Raw genomic sequence first — 15,513 nt, forward strand, 5'->3', positions numbered from 1 at the left:
TATCCAGCCCATACTGTTGTAACCGGTGTGTTGGCCTGAGAAGCGCAGCACACCAGGCTCTCCCGGCAGCACATTGCCTGCTATCCGTGCACGGGGTTGAGTAACAGGTACTGTCGCTCGAGATCGTCCACTTCTGTACGTCCCGTCACGTTAAACCCCATCTTCTTATAGAAGCCAGATGTCAGCTTGTTAAAAGGCACGACTAATCTTACGTATGGATTTTGTGAGGGGTAGAGCAGTAAAGATATTGAGAGATGATCGGTTGGAAAGTATCAGAAACTATAAAAGCAAAAACCCGCCTCTAGGGCGGGTTCTTTAGAATAGTGGTGCCCGGACTCGGAATCGAACCAAGGACACGGGGATTTTCAATCCCTTAAAAAAATACCAAACGATCTAGTAGAACTGACAGCCCTTTACTGGTTTACCTTAAGTAAAATGTTTCAGTTGGGCGCTACAAGCCTTAAATGAGGTTCAAATGAGGCGTTTCGGAGCTACCAGATATCTACCATTGAGCATGGATGGCTTATTACAGTGTAGCTTCGTAGGTCTGACATCTATGTTGAATTAGATGAAAGAACCTCATCCAGAGCAAGCAAAGTAATTACATCCCCAGCAATATCTGATCTGATTCCTGGCGATTCCGACCTCACCATTATAGTGATGGGCTGCCCCCAGAAGAATCAGAGAACAGATGCCATTTTTACTGTAAACCGTGGCCAATACTACTTGACCACTACAGTTTTGTCAGACGATACTTGCATTAAGTATGAAGTTAAATACCTTTTTTCAGCAAATAAAGGTCAGCACGTCTGAAGCGTGGATTGCTCTCTAGACGCTCATCGGTTGCTCCCTTTTTGCCCAAGGGAATAAGAAAGGTATCAAAATTCTTTGCCACTACTTGATGAGCAAGGTACTGTGCTCGCCTTAAAGACAGCCAGTCATTAAAAGAATCTTCCCCTGTAGCATCCGTACTACCGACAATCAACAGTATATAATCCTCAGCCGAATATTGCGCAATGGCATTACGTATATTGCTGAGGTCTTGCCGGTTTCGATTCGCATGCGCGCTAGCAGGAGAAAAGTACACGCTGCCAATCAGCTGCGGACTCACTTTCAGCTGGTTTTGAAGGATTTCCATATAGTTACTTTGCTCGCCCGCAAGACGGGGCGAACAGAGTTTATCAAGATGATCCAAAAACAAACGTGTTTTCTTCGCTCGCGCAATAGCCTCCTGGGAAATGACGGTGCGCGTTGTACCATCATAATTCAAGGCGTCATTTTTTTTGTTTTTTATTAGAGAGTTGGAATGAGTCACACTGCGGTTTTCACAGTTAAAAGTCGTCATTCCCTCCATCGGCTTTGCAAAGGATATACCCGATATAAACGAGAAGCAGATGAAATAATATTTAACCATTGACATTACGGGTCGTCGACTCCTGGGAAAAATAATGTATAAAACGCGTTTCGATTTCTTTGTCGAAATCATCGACATAATTATCAAGAAAAATAAAGCCGGTATCGTTATTCCAGCTCGTGGCGCATTGCAAAGCCACATAGTTATCAGCAGCATCCGCATCCGGTGCCACCACCACGAGTTTACTTACCTTTCCTGAAGAGAAGGTATTCTTAATGGTTGTACAAGCTTCCTGAACGCCAGCTAAGGTTTCTGGATCGATGGAATCATCTTTCCCTGAGATAAACATAATCACCACATTGCGGGTAAGGCTTGAACTCCCCGAAAAAAAACTTCTTCCGGCCCAAAGCAACCCTTCCAGCGCCAACAGATCTTTCCCGGAATAGTCTATTGAGTTAAGCGCGGATTTAACGCTTTCCGGTGAGGACATATTGCTGCTAACCACAGTCGATGGGCAGGTATTCGTGTCGCCAAAATAATTATTTCTGGAGACAGAAAGTGCATAGTGAACCGTTGGCGATAACGTGATTTTCGACGCAGACTGAGAATAGTTTTCTTCGGGCATGGAAAAATCACCCTGATTTGCTACCTCATCTGTGTAATCTTCGAAATAGCGATAATTCTGGTAGCGCTTTGCATAGTGCTGCGCCAACGGCAGGAATTTTATATAGTTTTCACTTGCCTGGAGGTCTTCAACAACCTTGGTTTGTTTATCTACCTTTTCCTGAGCATTATCAATGCTAGCCTCAAGCTGCGGCAGGCTATTGGTAAGCGAAGTCAACTGGTTATTAACTGAATCAATTTGCTTTTGCAACTCAGCATACTCTTCGGTGCCCGGTTTATACTTAGTCTGTTCTTTCTTAAGATCGGCTAACTTTCTGTCCAGAGTAACGATAGAACTATTGGTACTGGAAAAGTTATTTTTTGCAGAGGTAAGTTGCGACTTATAGGATGTCAGAAGATCTTCCTCCCTAAAAGCGTTCTCCCACCAGACAAAACTAAAGTCGTCACCACGGTTAATTCCCGTATAACATCTACCGGCATTATTGACGCGATAAGAATAGGGAATAATATTGACCCTGGTATCCGCAGCATCACCCGTTAACCGTTTTATGGCATTATAAAGGGGCTGACTAACGCGGCTCATATTCGGTTTATTTTCAGGAGTACTTTCAACGGCCAGATGTATATTTAAAGGATGAAGGACCTTAACCGTATTATCCAGAGAAGTAATATTGAGATGTTTGCTTAAGTGCAGCGAATCATTCAATGTTTCAAAGGGGACAGTGGTGGTTTGCGAAGTATTTGTTCTTGCTGAAATAATTTCCTGCAGCCGATCATTATCTTTCAACTCCTCCATATCCTCTACGGAAGCATACTTGAACTTCTGCGTATACTTAAAGGGGCTTGTACCCGATGCGCTGACAATCTCATTAAGCGCTGTCTGCGAACGACCATGATCGATCAGGGAAGTCCGAGCGACAGCGCTGGTAATATGGATATTTCTTAGTTTATCCAGGATAGAAAATGAAGTGTTTTCTACCCAGAATATTGAGATCATCACCATCATGCCACCAATAGCCCATAGCGGCATTAAGCTTCCCTTTTCAGAGAAAAAATGCGTTTGTAATTTCATTTATGATTCTCTATCAATGATGATGTCCAGGCATCACCGAACTGCTGCCAATAACGAGATCACCATCAGAATAAAACATATTACTTATTTTACGGCAGACGGTAACTCTATACATTCCGTTATTTTTGGCAAAAGAAGTTTGAACATTGAAGCTATAAGCCGATAGCTTTTTTTTCAAAGAACATTGTGTCCCGTCCTTTGAAGGAATATGGATTACCTGATAGGCATCTGTCTGATAGGCAACCTCTTCGACATAAAGATCGAAAAACTCTTTCGACGATTCCCCAAGAGCCTGAATATGATGCCTTAAAAGCTCAATATCTTTTGCCTGCAAATTTTTATTACTAAATAATGTGGATCGCTGCGCAATCAGACTGGCGACCTGGGCCGAAGTTTTTTCAGCACTATAACTTAATACCATCACGTAAGTTTGCTGCAGAGCGTAAATAAAAAGTCCGGAAAAAAACAAAAATACAAAGGCGGCCTCAACTGCGACACTGCCTTTTTCACAGTTAAGTCGTTCACCTATAGTAGTCATTAACAGCGATAGTCTCTCTTATCAGAACAACAGGAAGGCCAAATAACTCGCATATTTCATCACTGGATGCCAAGCGTTTGACCTCATAACTAAATTTGATTATTTTACTTTTTTCACTACATTTTTCGGCCGTTGTTTTTGAAATATCACTATAACACTCGACGGCAGATGGCTTATATTTCAATGAATTAAAATAGTTTCCTGTTCCCAGAGATTTTATCTGTTCGTCAAAATCAAAAGATAACTTGTCTGGTTCACTCTTAAGCAAGGCAAGATCGCTTCTTTCGGTGGCCAGGGATTCATTCAAGGCGATCATTGCCATATCATTTTGAAATTTCAATATCTCATAGGTAAACATGATAAACATAAAGATAATCAAAAAAACCATAGAGGTTTCTATTGATGCAACTCCTGACTCAGATTCGAAATCGTTTAAAAGCTGGGTCATATTTTATATTTTACTGGCTTTAAGTTCTTTCATAATAATATTGGCGTCGTCGATAGAATAACGGGTTAAAAGTAGATCATAAGCCCGTCCAGTGCTACCTTCGCTGACGAGACTAAGGATCAGATTTGAGAAAATTTGTTCACTATCTTGCTCCTGATAGGCCTGATAAAAAACATCTGCGACTGGCGTCGCATTACCGGCTTTAGTCTTCTTCATCCACTTTGCCAGATTGATATTCTGCGCGAGGGCGTCATTGCCAGGCAAAAATTGCTTTGCCTTCTCCAGAAGTGCTATGCAGGTATTAAAAGCATTTTTTTTACAATAGGCGATGGCTACATACATCATACCTTTCCCTTTATCTTCATCGGCCAGAACCGAACTCGACTGATTGAGATCTTCATAATGTTCAATTGCGCTATCCAGCTCATTACGTAACAAATTGTTCCGCAATAGCGCAATTTTCAGACGGGAATAATGTCGGCTACTGGCATCAACCATTTTGCTCAGCGCGGTCAGCTCGCTATTTTCCATGTCGTAACGATTAAGCTGATGATAGATATCAGCAAGGCGGAAGCGAACATCAACATCATAAATATTATTTTGAGCCTCCACCCGAGTAAGTTCCAGGGCCTTTTCAAGCGCACCGACTTCTACCGCTAGCGCGGCAGTTAGTCTGGTATCCTTGGAACTATTAACCTGCGAGCAAGAACAGGCCAGTAGAACAAATAAAACAAGAAACTTTTTCATGAAATCATATCCAACGAGAGATTTTGCATGGAGCGTAATAGGCCAGGTAAAATAATTTCCACAATAATAGGAAACATGATAAACAAAATTAATGGAATACCCATCTTTGCATTCACTGCACCAATTTTTTCTTCCGTTTCAATAAAATGAAACTGCCGTATCTCTTGCGCAAGGTTTTGCAGACTGCTGTGCATGCCCGCCCCAAACTGCGCCGAGTTCTTCACCGTAGAATTAAACTCCTGAACTTCAGAAAGGGGAACTTCTAGGTAAAGACGATCGCAGGCCTCATTCAGTGAAGCATATTTTATGGTATTACCAAAGTTAGATATACTTTGTCCCAGTAACGGAGAAAAGCGATGAAGCAAGGGTGATATAGCATCTACCGAAGAGGTTAACGTCATCCCGGTTTTGATGCAGGTTGACATGAGATCAAGAAAATAGACAAAGTTTGTTCTGAACTTCAGAAGTTGTTTTTTATGTTTACGCTCAAGATGTATCTTTAAACCAATATAAAAAATCGTACTCCACACCGGAAACGCATAGAAAGGTATATCACCAAACGTTGCCTTAACCACCAACATTGCCAGCAAGACCAAATATGCAGCAAATACACCAAGATAGAACAGGGTGCTTTGCTCATGGTTATAGTAGCCAGCATTCCTTACCAACTCATGAAACTGAGTCTGGCTCAGATACTTTTCGTTAAATTTATATATCTTTTCTTTCAGGTGGTTAAATATATACTTCGCTCTGTTAGAAAAACTTAAATACTCTGTGATGGTATTATGTTTAGAAACGATAAAATAAAATCTATCGTAATATTCCTCTTCTTTTTTTTGTTTTCTTATAACAAAGAAGAATACAACAACACCAAAAGCAAAAAGGATAATGGAAACTATCTGGATCACAGTTCAACCTTTTGAATCATCCGCGATATAATTACAAAACCTAGCGAAACGCTAATGACCACATAAATCAGAACATAGCGCCCATAAAGTTCATTAAACAAATAAATAAAATTCGCATGTGCAAAAGAATACATCACACCGAGCATTATCGCAGGCAAGGTTGCTAGAATAAAAGCAGCCCCACGCGATTCAGAAGTCAGCGCTCTGGTCTTCTTTTTGATTATCTGTGCGGCAATTAAGTCATCCGCCAGAGCCATCAATGTGTCCTTTAAACTGCTGCCTTTCTGCACAGAAATTTTCAGGTAAGAGCTAAAAACATAGTATCCCTTGTAAGGATAGATTTCTTCGCCCTTATCCAGTATTTCTTCGAAACTGACTCCGCTTTTTAGCTGCAATGAAATTCGCTTAAACTCTCTCTGCATAATGCCAGCCAGGTTAATCGAAACTGAATCGACGGAAGCATAAAGCGTTTGGCCCACGGCGAGGTTACGGCTAATCAATCGCAGCGCATACGGAAAATGAACTTCAAAGTAGTCACTGAATGCTTTCTGGTATTTTTTACGTACGACATAAACTGCAATGGCAAACGTCGTCCCAACAGACAGCGCATACGTCAAAGGCGAAGTCTTAAACGTTATGCAACAAAACCCCACAAAACATACGTAGCCGAACGTCAGAATAGATGCCGTGACAACATTCTTAATGCCATAAATAAGAATAAAATCCGGTGACGAACTGCCACTAAAATACGACCCCAATGTCTTTTTAGACACTGTTTTCGCCTTGCTTTCTATAAAATCATCGCCCATGATCGCAGCAAGCTTGCGATTGAGATATTGAGTCTTAACTCGTTTAAAAATAACCCAGCCAGGCAGGAGACAAAAAAATATGAAAGCAAAAAAGCTAGTCATTGATAATTTCCTTCAACTCCTGCTGCAAACCATAAAATGCGACTTTACGATCCAGAAGAGAATGCGAAAAATTACGTTGTTGCTGATACACCTGTGTACCATCATTTTTTTTAACGCTGTTAAGGACGAAAACATCCTGGCTTTGTATCACATCCCCTTCAATACCACCGATCTCGCTGATACAGGTAACCTTACGTTCACCGTTCGACAAACGAGCACATTGTACAATAATGTCTACAGCCTGAGAGATCTGTCCTTTTAATGTTCTGGTAGGAATATTGGGATTGGCCATCGACAGCATACTTTCCAGACGAACCAACGCATCCTTTGGCGTATTGGCGTGAATGGTTGAGAATGACCCATCGTGCCCGGTATTCATTGCCTGCAACATTTCAAAGGCTTCTTCACCACGGCACTCACCAATAATAATGCGGTCCGGGCGCATACGGAGTGAGTTAATCACCAAGTCACGTATGCTGATATTGCCCTCACCGTCAACACCTTTCGGGCGGGATTCCAGTCTGACAACATGCGCCTTTTGGATCTGTAATTCCGCCGCATCTTCTATTGTCACTACCCTGTCGCCATCGTTAATTTCATTGGAGAGTGCATTTAACAACGTCGTTTTACCCGAGCCTGTGCCGCCAGAGATAATAATATTCGCTTTAACGCGCACCATCAGACTCAGATAATGCGCCATCTCCGGGGTCATGGAAGAAAAATTTATCAGTTCCATCAGACCCAGCTTATCTTCTTTAAACTTACGGATTGAGATAGTACAGCCATCCAGAGCTATCGGCGGAACAATAATATTTACGCGGCTACCATCTTGTAAGCGTGCATCCACCATCGGTGAACTTTCATCCACTCGTCTGCCTATCGCTGCCACGATTCTTTGTGCAACGCGCATTATCTGATCGTTGTTTTTAAAGATAGATTCCAGCCGAATCAACTTCCCCGCTCTTTCAATATAAAGTGAAGATGTCCCGTTTACCATAATATCATTTACCGAGGTGTCATTTAACAACTCCTGCAATGGGCCAAGGCCAAATATATCATCATAGTAACTTTTTACCAGCTTATCTATATTGCGTCTGGTGATAATGATATTTTCACTATCGAGAATTGAAATCAGTTGAGTCTCAATTGAATCCAGTGTTTCAACAATATCAACAACATTATTTCCATCTATTTTTAGTCGCTCCACCAAAAGGCTGCGTACTTTCTCATATTCTTTGATTTGCATAACTTACCTGAAAATAAAGTCAATGATATTTATGGTGTTATCTTTTTTGAATCGACTTAAAAAAGATTCCTCTCTTAACATGGTGGTAGAGAAGTCAACCTTAACCCCAAGTTTGGAATGAATATCATTATCGGTTATACGCAACCCGGCATGGTGCAAAGGTTGCCGTAAGCAGAACAATTTGTCTTTACCTTTACCATTGCTTTCTTGCTTAAAAGATATTTTGTTACGTAAAAAGTTTAGATTATAAATGGACTCTATTTGACCATTGGTGAGCAACACTCGTATATCACTATTATCCAGTAAATTCATTCCTGCTGAGGATGTCATTAGATAATAGGGTACATTGATAAAAATAAACCCGTAGATATCTGAGACAGAATCAATAAAGTTATCAATGCCTTTAACCAGCGCATCTGAATCACTCATAGATATGTCATCCATTAATAAATTGAATGAAATGTAGTCAAAATGCTCATCAAATGCATTAATAAGCTTACGGGATGACAGCGAATCTAATTCTTCACCATCCCGGGTTATATGTTGTAGCGCTTGCTTATTCGCGCGTACGCCCAGATCGGCATCATAATAAATATTAGCCAGATCACAGTTAATAAACAATGTTGAGTAAGATTTAAGCGTTTTATTCTTTTTTAAGTCTCTGAAGGCGTAATAACTCAAATTAATATCTGGGGTTGTATTGCAGATCGCAATCGTCATCGAGGTTCGCGACCGGACATAGCCAAATCCTTTAAGAATGGTTTTAGTTAGTCTGGGTAAATCAACATTATTAATAAAGTATGCGGCATAACCTTGTTCTTCTGCGTTCCACGATGCATCTAGGGAATTATTATCACCAAGCAGTACCGCCGGATAGCGCCCGCGAAGAATCATGGCAAACTCTTCTATATCGCTGCTGGAGTACGACGTACCATCTACAATAAACCACAGACGGCTTGACGTTGACACCCAGTCTTCAATGATCGTGATCGTATCCTTTGGTGTGGCAGTATGGTATTCCAGTCCAATGCCATAGACACGAAGCGCTTCTTCTAGTTCGGATGTTTGTTTGTTAGTGGAACTAAAATAAATAACTAAATCTTTCTTTTTAGCTGGAGAAAAACGTTTTTTAAACTTATCAAAATTCATGCTAAATCCTCAATTGCCGATCGTTAATGCTGGTAGCACAAATTTCAGATTGATTGTATTCACGTATTTCACGAGTGCTACTTTTATACCAGTTAAAATCATCCAACTGATTAACATAGCAGGCTTTTGGATTGTACTTGTTAAGCTGTAGTTGTATATCATGGATTGCATCGCTAACCACCACTTCAGATTTAATAGCATAAGTGTTTACAAGGTTAACAGCTATTGCATGTGCCGCATTTATATTTTCATTTTTACTGAAAACCGTCGCATTAACAAACCCATTGGCGGCGTTCTCAAGAATTATTTGCTCTAGTTTTAAAAATGTATATGCATCTGGTTGGGTAGTAATCTTGATAATGATAACATTATCATCCACGGTATTTAACCAGTTATCAGGCACGCTACATGCGCTGACAGCCAGGCTAACAAGCACAATTATTAATCTTTTACTCAATGACATAATCGGCCTCTTTCAACAATTCCATCGTGGACTTATGGGTCACTTTATTGATATTGAAAAAAGTTTCCCATGGACTGGAAAAACTGGCAAGTGGGAGACTAATAGTATTTTTTTCGGTAGGCTTGATATATTCTACCGTCGCAAAAATCACCAATTCACTTCTACCACTGTTAAAACCTATAGATTTAAATAATGCACCAAACATGGGAATATCACTCAGGCCAGGCACCTTGTTGACATATTGAGCTTGGTTATTATCAATTAATCCACCAAGAACAAAGCTTTCCCCATCGCGCATGCGCACCGAGGTCGCGACATTTCGGGTATTAATGGTCGGCAACTCTGTGTTTTCATATTTGTAATAGCCACCAATTTGTGATGACTCAACGGTTACATCCATGCTGATAGATGCGTCTGTATTTATCACCGGGGCAAAATTAAGTTTAACACCATAGTCTTTCCATTCAACCGTTGAGCCATTTTCACTACGTTGAAATATAGGAATCTGGCCGCCGCCATGAAAGCTTGCCGTCTTGCCATTCGTCACGGTCAGACTGGGTGTGGTGAGAACATTGGCAAGATTATTTTTTGCAAGTGCATTGATTGCAATGCCTAATGAGTTGAAACTCATTCCTTTTACCATGGAACTGTAAAGCCCACCACTGATGGTTAAATCGCTTCCGTTACTGGAGACAGCCCCCTGGCCCCAATCAATTCCCAGCGTCTCGGTAACCTCTTTAGACACTTCGGCGACGGTAACACGTATTTTAATCTGTTGATTCTTCTGCGTGAACAGTGAGTACTTTATTTGCTCCTCACTAAAGTATTCCTGGACGAGATCTTTTATATAATCAATATCTTCACTGGTGCTGACGGTGCCGCTGATGGTTAAAGAATTTCCCATGTCGATAGCTTTAACTTCTTTGAAACCTTCATTGGCTAGCAAAGTATTGATGACGGTAGCCTGACCACGAAAATCATTTACGGAAATCGGAAGCGTACGCGCTTCCCCTTGTTTACCATTGATAATAATATTGGTCTGGCCGCTGGTTTTGCCAAAAATATAAATGTTATGTTCATCCACCACTCTGAAATCTGCAACATCGGGAGAACCAATAACAACTGTATCAATGTCGAAATCAACTCTGTACTCTTTCGTTTTATTAACATCAATATCAAGTGCAAGGCATGCATGACTGAACATGAGCAACAGTAAACCGCCAAGAGTTTTATTAATTACGTCCATTTGAACTTTTTGCTCCTCGAATCTCGATGACTTTAATTTTCTTCTCTGCCAGTGGCGCACCAGAAACAATATCCGCAGCGGTTATTTCTCTTGAGTCGACGCTGATACTTGCTAACGGCTTGTTAAGCATGGTCACTGTCACAGGTGAAACAAAGAACATCCCCAGAACCTGGGCCTGAATAACGCTATCAATGTCATCCTTGTTAAAATAGGCATAAACAATTCTGGTATCGGGCGCATTGCCGCTTTTATCTAATTTACTGGAACTTCTATCAATAGTATCACCCTTAGAAATATCCAGCAGACTAGATTTTTTTTCTTTCCCAGCCCGGTCTTTGGCATTTTTAACAATCCAGACATTACTGGCAAACTTCTTCACGCGCGTATCTTTGTAATCTTTACCTGTTGAGCCACCTCTCTTCTGGTAGAAATCTTCACGATAGATCTTGTTATCGTTAGAGATCAAATAAAGGTCTACAAAACCGTAGTCAGCTACTTTGGGATTTAGAATACTTTCAGCACTTACCGATAATGGAAAGGCAATAAGTTCAGAATCTATTTTTTCTGGCAAATTCTTAAGATTTTCCAGAGTCAAAACCTGCCCTGCACTGATTTCAGTTTCGGCAATTGCACCTTCGCTAAGCAAAACATCCATCTTTTTTTCATCCAGCGCTTCTGCCAGTTCATCAGGACGTTGCCCAGGGTTAAATTTAATCGTTTTTCGGGTATAAAAGTCACCTTCAGGAATTTCACCTCTTTGCATATCTTTCTGCGCCACGAAATATACGCTTTCGATGCGTTCGTCAATGATGGGTTGCTTATCATCAGCCCCTTTTTTATAAATACCCATTACGCCAACCAACATCACGACAATAGCCAGAATTGCTATATATCTATAGCGCATATAATTCGCCTTTCATTCAACCGATAAAAGTAAACGTGCATAAAGCTAATGCTATAGGTATACCGTAAGGAATACCTTTTTTAATCATATCAACTTTTCCCAATGGCGGTATTTTGCACAAGACAAAATGCCACAGCAGGGACCAGCATCCACCAATAAAAATCACCACATAGAGAATAGCTATGTGCCATTGCTCAGGACATAATAACAAGGTCAGAAAAAGAAACTTTACATCTCCCATCCCGATAATATTTTTATATGATAATGCAATGCCGCAAGACAACGTGATCGCTGGGATAATATATCCCCCTCTAACATAGCAATTGCTTTCATCTAAACCAAGTAAGTAAGCAAATCCAATGAAAAGCAGTACAACCAGGGCTTTGTTGGGGATGCGCCGGTATCGAATATCCATCCACATAATATATATGGATGTTAAAACAATCAGAATATAAAGAATCATACTTGTTCAGTACCTATGACGGGAGGTAATCACCCCATTATACCCATCACTAATACCATTTTCGTACACGCATCATACAATCTACCCATATAATAGAAATTTTCATTAGAGCCTCCATGAACGTCAAAGATATAATACTCTCATGCAGACGTCGCTACGCCAATAATAGCGTATTCAGTCGCTGCTACATCTGTATCTTGGACAAGATGATTTGCTGCCTTTGGCAAATAAAGTTAATTTTAAATAGATATAAACCTTTAGATTTCCTTCTGCGCTATCTCAAGTGCCAACAATAATAACAAAATTCTTTAAGTTCCTCTTGTCAAGATAGTTTCAGCATATGTTATTTTGACTTCCATAATTTTCCATGCGTATACAAGGGCGATCAAGAAATCCCCACCCTCCCGGGAAAAAATGAAATATAATCCTGCTGACATCGCCACACCAATAATGGCATATTCAATCGCAGTAACACCTGCATCACGGGAGAAATGGTTAACGGTCTGTGGCAATGCTACAAGCTTTATACCGATATACAACTTAAGAAGAATTTCATAGATCACGTAATTATCAAACCTGCAAATGAAGAATATAACATGGCCATATAACACTGACCTGTAATTTGGTCAGTGTTATTCATTATGACCGCGTAATTACTTATTCAGAATGTTGCCCGCACCTGTGATTTTCGTAGACATTGTTTTCCATGCGGCTTCCAAGGAGGCGAGGAATCCACCCTCATCAAAGATGTAGAACAGACCAGAAGCCATTGCCACACCAATAATGGCATATTCAATCGCAGTAATTCCCTTCTCACCGACTAGGTGATTTACTTTATGTGCCATATGAATGTGAGCGGCAGTGTATGCTTTAATAATCATGTTGTTTAACATCGTCAATTCCAATTATGAACAATGGGTTACTTAGAACATTCAGTCGGTCTATTTCAAGGATCAAGTAGACACAAGCAAGAATATGTTATTTGTTTACACCAAGCGTTAACTTGATTACGGCATAGTAAGACGCTGAACTTCCTTTGTCATATCAAAAAAAATATATAAATAAAATACCTTATTCTATAAATAAAATCACTAGCGATCTCTTTTAAGTATAAAGACCAGTTTATCATTTATCTGTTCGTTTATAGCTTCAATCGGAAAGATATCTTCATTGTTCATGATGAGTACAAACTGCCCCCGACTCTGATGCATGGCTACCGGGATAAAACGTGTCTCTTCAAATTTTTTCATTCCGCTCGTCGTCTGAGCTCTTCCTGAGATAGTGGCTTTTGTAAAAGACTGTTTTTGCAATGATAATGTTTTGAATTCAACATAGCTTTCCGCACGATACGTATTTTCAGATACAGCCAGTTTGCTTTTATCTCTGGTAACCTTTATAAAAGTCATTTTATCGTCGATATCAAAGGTTACATTCACTTTGACAACATAATTGTTTTCATTTGACCGCAATATTCCATGGTAGCTTGATGTAAAAATGCTCTGCTCACGTTTACCGTCAAACCAGGCAAGGCCAACAGCAAAAAAGATCAGTGCAGCAAGTAGTATCAAGTATTTAAAGCGATGTATTGCAGAGCGTTGTATTGGTATCGACAATTTCGCCATCATCAAGCGTCCTTCTGACTAAATGACAATTCACATTCCTTTTGTTCAACTGATAATCTATGCGTTCTTTATGAAAAGTGAATTTCACACCATCAAGATAAAACTGATTAATTTCATCTTTCGAATATTCCCTTATGACACCAACACCGACTCCCGCCATACTGCAGGCCAACAACAGTGACATCAATACAATGACCCTTAATGATAGCTTTTTACGCGCCCTGATACTTTTTTTATGATTATTTAACATTTCATGCTTTACAGAGTGGTCGGTAATGACGATCAACGCATTAGCTTCGCTGGATGCTAAATCCTCAGGTTCACACGTGGGACCGATGTCGCTATCGAACGTAAACAGAGCTGCAATATCCTTATCAATAACATAACCTTCCCGAGGCTTCGTCTTTATCAATTGCCTATCATTGTCCTTAATTTTCCTACGTAGCGAGTTGATCGTTTGATTTATTGTAAAATCACTTACAAATCGCCCATTCCATACTTCCTCTGCAATTTTCTGGCGTGAGATACAGGCCGGAGATGTATTTAAAAGAATCTCCAGAAGACATTTTTCCTTCGCCCGTAAAGCGATCATTTCACCTTTGAGATACACATTTTTGTTGTCTAAATTAAGGTCGCTATCGTTGCAGTCATCTACAGTAACCATATGAAATGTCCTTCGTCTTTCTGTACCACCATTATAAGAACGGAAAATTACAAATCACTATTTTTGTCTATATATGTTAAATCAACGAGAAAATACAATGTTTATTATTTTATGCGATATATTATCTCGCTTAGTGGCACTCTTTTTCGTAACGCGAGATTTCTGGTTCATATTTCATAAAAATACAAGCTTTTCATTTCTAAACGAATGCTAAACAAGTCGTATTTTATATTCTATTTATCCGGAAATCCTCTCTCTGGTAATGGTTGCCATATAAACTAACTTTCTGTATCTGCAAGTTTAGTCATAAAATGTAAGCATAACGTAAAGAATTTCGCACCCGGCATTACGCTATAATTCAATTACCCGGCCCACGTTCAATATATATTTCATTTTTTATAAAAGTGATAACTTGCTAATGGGGTCCCATACCCCAGACCAAAGCTGCAGCTCCAGCGGCACCTTATTTTTACCTTTCTGGCGGTTTAGCCCGTCCCCCCTTTCCCTCCTGCTACACCTCTATAGGGCAGATTTGTCTATGGGCCCGGGGTCACTCCATAACTCAATTACCAGTTCTACTGGTAAATCATCATACTATGACGTGGAAAGCGGGGAATTTTGCTGATGCGAAGAATCGTAAGGGGAAATAGGAATATTACAGGTGGAGTAAATGGTGGAAACACCCGACTGACAAGGGGGGTTGATGACGCTGAGTTTTTCCCCCTTGCCTGAAGAGGAGTCTCCCCGGTCTTCCCCCGGGGGCAGGGTCAGGTAATTTGTTGTTAAATAAGGTAAATTATGAAATCCCCCATTTCCCAGTATTCTCTGCTTCATTATGAATAATCTTAGAGAAAGGAACCGTAGAGGACCGTAGAAAGACCGTAGCAGTGGGGTAAGGAAGAGACACATCAGAGGGTGTTGAGGTGTCTAAAAGTAACGAACATCTGCGAAAATGGCGAGAAATCCAGCAAACAATTAACGTGCCGTAACGACCAGAAATTTACCGTAGCCAGAAAAGGAAAAAGCCTCGCTTTTCAGCGAGGCCTTATGAATAGTGGTGCCCGGACTCGGAATCGAACCAAGGACACGGGGATTTTCAATCCCCTGCTCTACCGACTGAGCTATCCGGGCAACGGGGCGCATTAAACCGTAAT

The 15,513-nt window shown here is 40.4% G+C and carries 17 protein-coding genes, 1 tRNA gene and 1 pseudogene; all 19 read right to left on the reverse strand.

Annotation, left to right across the window (positions count from 1 at the left end; all coding sequences use genetic code 11):
- Positions 1 to 80 precede the first annotated feature (80 nt).
- A pseudogene (locus OGV75_RS09120) lies at positions 81 to 191 on the reverse strand (acetyltransferase); the annotation flags it as partial.
- Positions 192 to 772: 581 nt separating this feature from the next.
- Positions 773 to 1,420: an OmpA family protein gene (locus OGV75_RS09125; protein ID WP_158083363.1), complete on the reverse strand. Its 648-nt coding sequence runs from the start codon at positions 1,418 to 1,420 to the stop codon at positions 773 to 775.
- Positions 1,407 to 3,050, reverse strand: a complete 1,644-nt coding sequence (locus OGV75_RS09130) for a hypothetical protein (protein WP_217124788.1) — start codon at positions 3,048 to 3,050, stop codon at positions 1,407 to 1,409. Before OGV75_RS09130 ends, OGV75_RS09125 begins: the two co-directional genes overlap by 14 nt.
- Before the next feature lie 13 nt (positions 3,051 to 3,063).
- Complete coding sequence (tadF, locus tag OGV75_RS09135; RefSeq protein ID WP_286480580.1) at positions 3,064 to 3,588, reverse strand: tight adherence pilus pseudopilin TadF; 525 nt, start codon at positions 3,586 to 3,588, stop codon at positions 3,064 to 3,066.
- Positions 3,572 to 4,036: a hypothetical protein gene (locus OGV75_RS09140; protein ID WP_131351696.1), complete on the reverse strand. Its 465-nt coding sequence runs from the start codon at positions 4,034 to 4,036 to the stop codon at positions 3,572 to 3,574. The genes tadF and OGV75_RS09140 overlap by 17 nt, the downstream gene beginning before the upstream one ends.
- A gap of 3 nt (positions 4,037 to 4,039) precedes the next feature.
- Positions 4,040 to 4,783: a tetratricopeptide repeat protein gene (locus OGV75_RS09145; RefSeq protein WP_053390202.1), complete on the reverse strand. Its 744-nt coding sequence runs from the start codon at positions 4,781 to 4,783 to the stop codon at positions 4,040 to 4,042.
- Positions 4,780 to 5,691, reverse strand: a complete 912-nt coding sequence (locus OGV75_RS09150) for a type II secretion system F family protein (protein ID WP_065554868.1) — start codon at positions 5,689 to 5,691, stop codon at positions 4,780 to 4,782. Before OGV75_RS09150 ends, OGV75_RS09145 begins: the two co-directional genes overlap by 4 nt.
- A complete protein-coding gene (locus OGV75_RS09155) occupies positions 5,688 to 6,602 on the reverse strand; it encodes a type II secretion system F family protein (RefSeq protein WP_065554869.1) in 915 nt (304 codons plus the stop codon). The genes OGV75_RS09150 and OGV75_RS09155 overlap by 4 nt, the downstream gene beginning before the upstream one ends.
- The gene (locus tag OGV75_RS09160) at positions 6,595 to 7,848 is read right to left on the reverse strand and encodes a TadA family conjugal transfer-associated ATPase (RefSeq protein WP_053390135.1); all 1,254 of its coding nucleotides are present in this window, start codon (positions 7,846 to 7,848) and stop codon (positions 6,595 to 6,597) included. The genes OGV75_RS09155 and OGV75_RS09160 overlap by 8 nt, the downstream gene beginning before the upstream one ends.
- Positions 7,849 to 7,851: 3 nt before the next feature.
- Entirely contained in the window at positions 7,852 to 8,997 is a 1,146-nt protein-coding gene (locus tag OGV75_RS09165) for a hypothetical protein (protein WP_053390134.1), read from the reverse strand.
- A gap of 1 nt (position 8,998) precedes the next feature.
- Positions 8,999 to 9,460 (reverse strand): hypothetical protein, encoded by a 462-nt coding sequence (locus OGV75_RS09170; RefSeq protein ID WP_053390133.1) that lies wholly within the window; start codon positions 9,458 to 9,460, stop codon positions 8,999 to 9,001.
- Positions 9,447 to 10,706 carry a type II and III secretion system protein family protein gene (locus tag OGV75_RS09175; protein WP_053390132.1) on the reverse strand — a complete coding sequence of 420 codons (1,260 nt, stop codon included), beginning with the start codon at positions 10,704 to 10,706 and terminating at the stop codon, positions 9,447 to 9,449. Before OGV75_RS09175 ends, OGV75_RS09170 begins: the two co-directional genes overlap by 14 nt.
- Complete coding sequence (locus OGV75_RS09180) at positions 10,693 to 11,610, reverse strand: hypothetical protein (RefSeq protein ID WP_053390131.1); 918 nt, start codon at positions 11,608 to 11,610, stop codon at positions 10,693 to 10,695. The genes OGV75_RS09175 and OGV75_RS09180 overlap by 14 nt, the downstream gene beginning before the upstream one ends.
- A gap of 16 nt (positions 11,611 to 11,626) precedes the next feature.
- The gene (locus OGV75_RS09185; RefSeq protein WP_053390130.1) at positions 11,627 to 12,073 is read right to left on the reverse strand and encodes an A24 family peptidase; all 447 of its coding nucleotides are present in this window, start codon (positions 12,071 to 12,073) and stop codon (positions 11,627 to 11,629) included.
- Positions 12,074 to 12,381: 308 nt separating this feature from the next.
- Positions 12,382 to 12,636, reverse strand: a complete 255-nt coding sequence (locus OGV75_RS09190) for a hypothetical protein (RefSeq protein ID WP_053390129.1) — start codon at positions 12,634 to 12,636, stop codon at positions 12,382 to 12,384.
- A 90-nt stretch (positions 12,637 to 12,726) separates the two neighbouring features.
- Positions 12,727 to 12,966, reverse strand: a complete 240-nt coding sequence (locus tag OGV75_RS09195) for a Flp family type IVb pilin (RefSeq protein WP_053390128.1) — start codon at positions 12,964 to 12,966, stop codon at positions 12,727 to 12,729.
- Positions 12,967 to 13,164: 198 nt separating this feature from the next.
- A complete protein-coding gene (locus tag OGV75_RS09200; protein ID WP_053390127.1) occupies positions 13,165 to 13,698 on the reverse strand; it encodes a hypothetical protein in 534 nt (177 codons plus the stop codon).
- Complete coding sequence (locus tag OGV75_RS09205) at positions 13,646 to 14,359, reverse strand: winged helix-turn-helix domain-containing protein (protein ID WP_053390126.1); 714 nt, start codon at positions 14,357 to 14,359, stop codon at positions 13,646 to 13,648. Before OGV75_RS09205 ends, OGV75_RS09200 begins: the two co-directional genes overlap by 53 nt.
- Before the next feature lie 1,055 nt (positions 14,360 to 15,414).
- A tRNA-Phe gene (locus tag OGV75_RS09210) sits at positions 15,415 to 15,490 on the reverse strand.
- Between the last annotated feature and the right edge of the window lie 23 nt (positions 15,491 to 15,513).

This window comes from Citrobacter sp. Cb028 (assembly GCF_030336705.1).
GTDB lineage: Bacteria > Pseudomonadota > Gammaproteobacteria > Enterobacterales > Enterobacteriaceae > Citrobacter > Citrobacter braakii.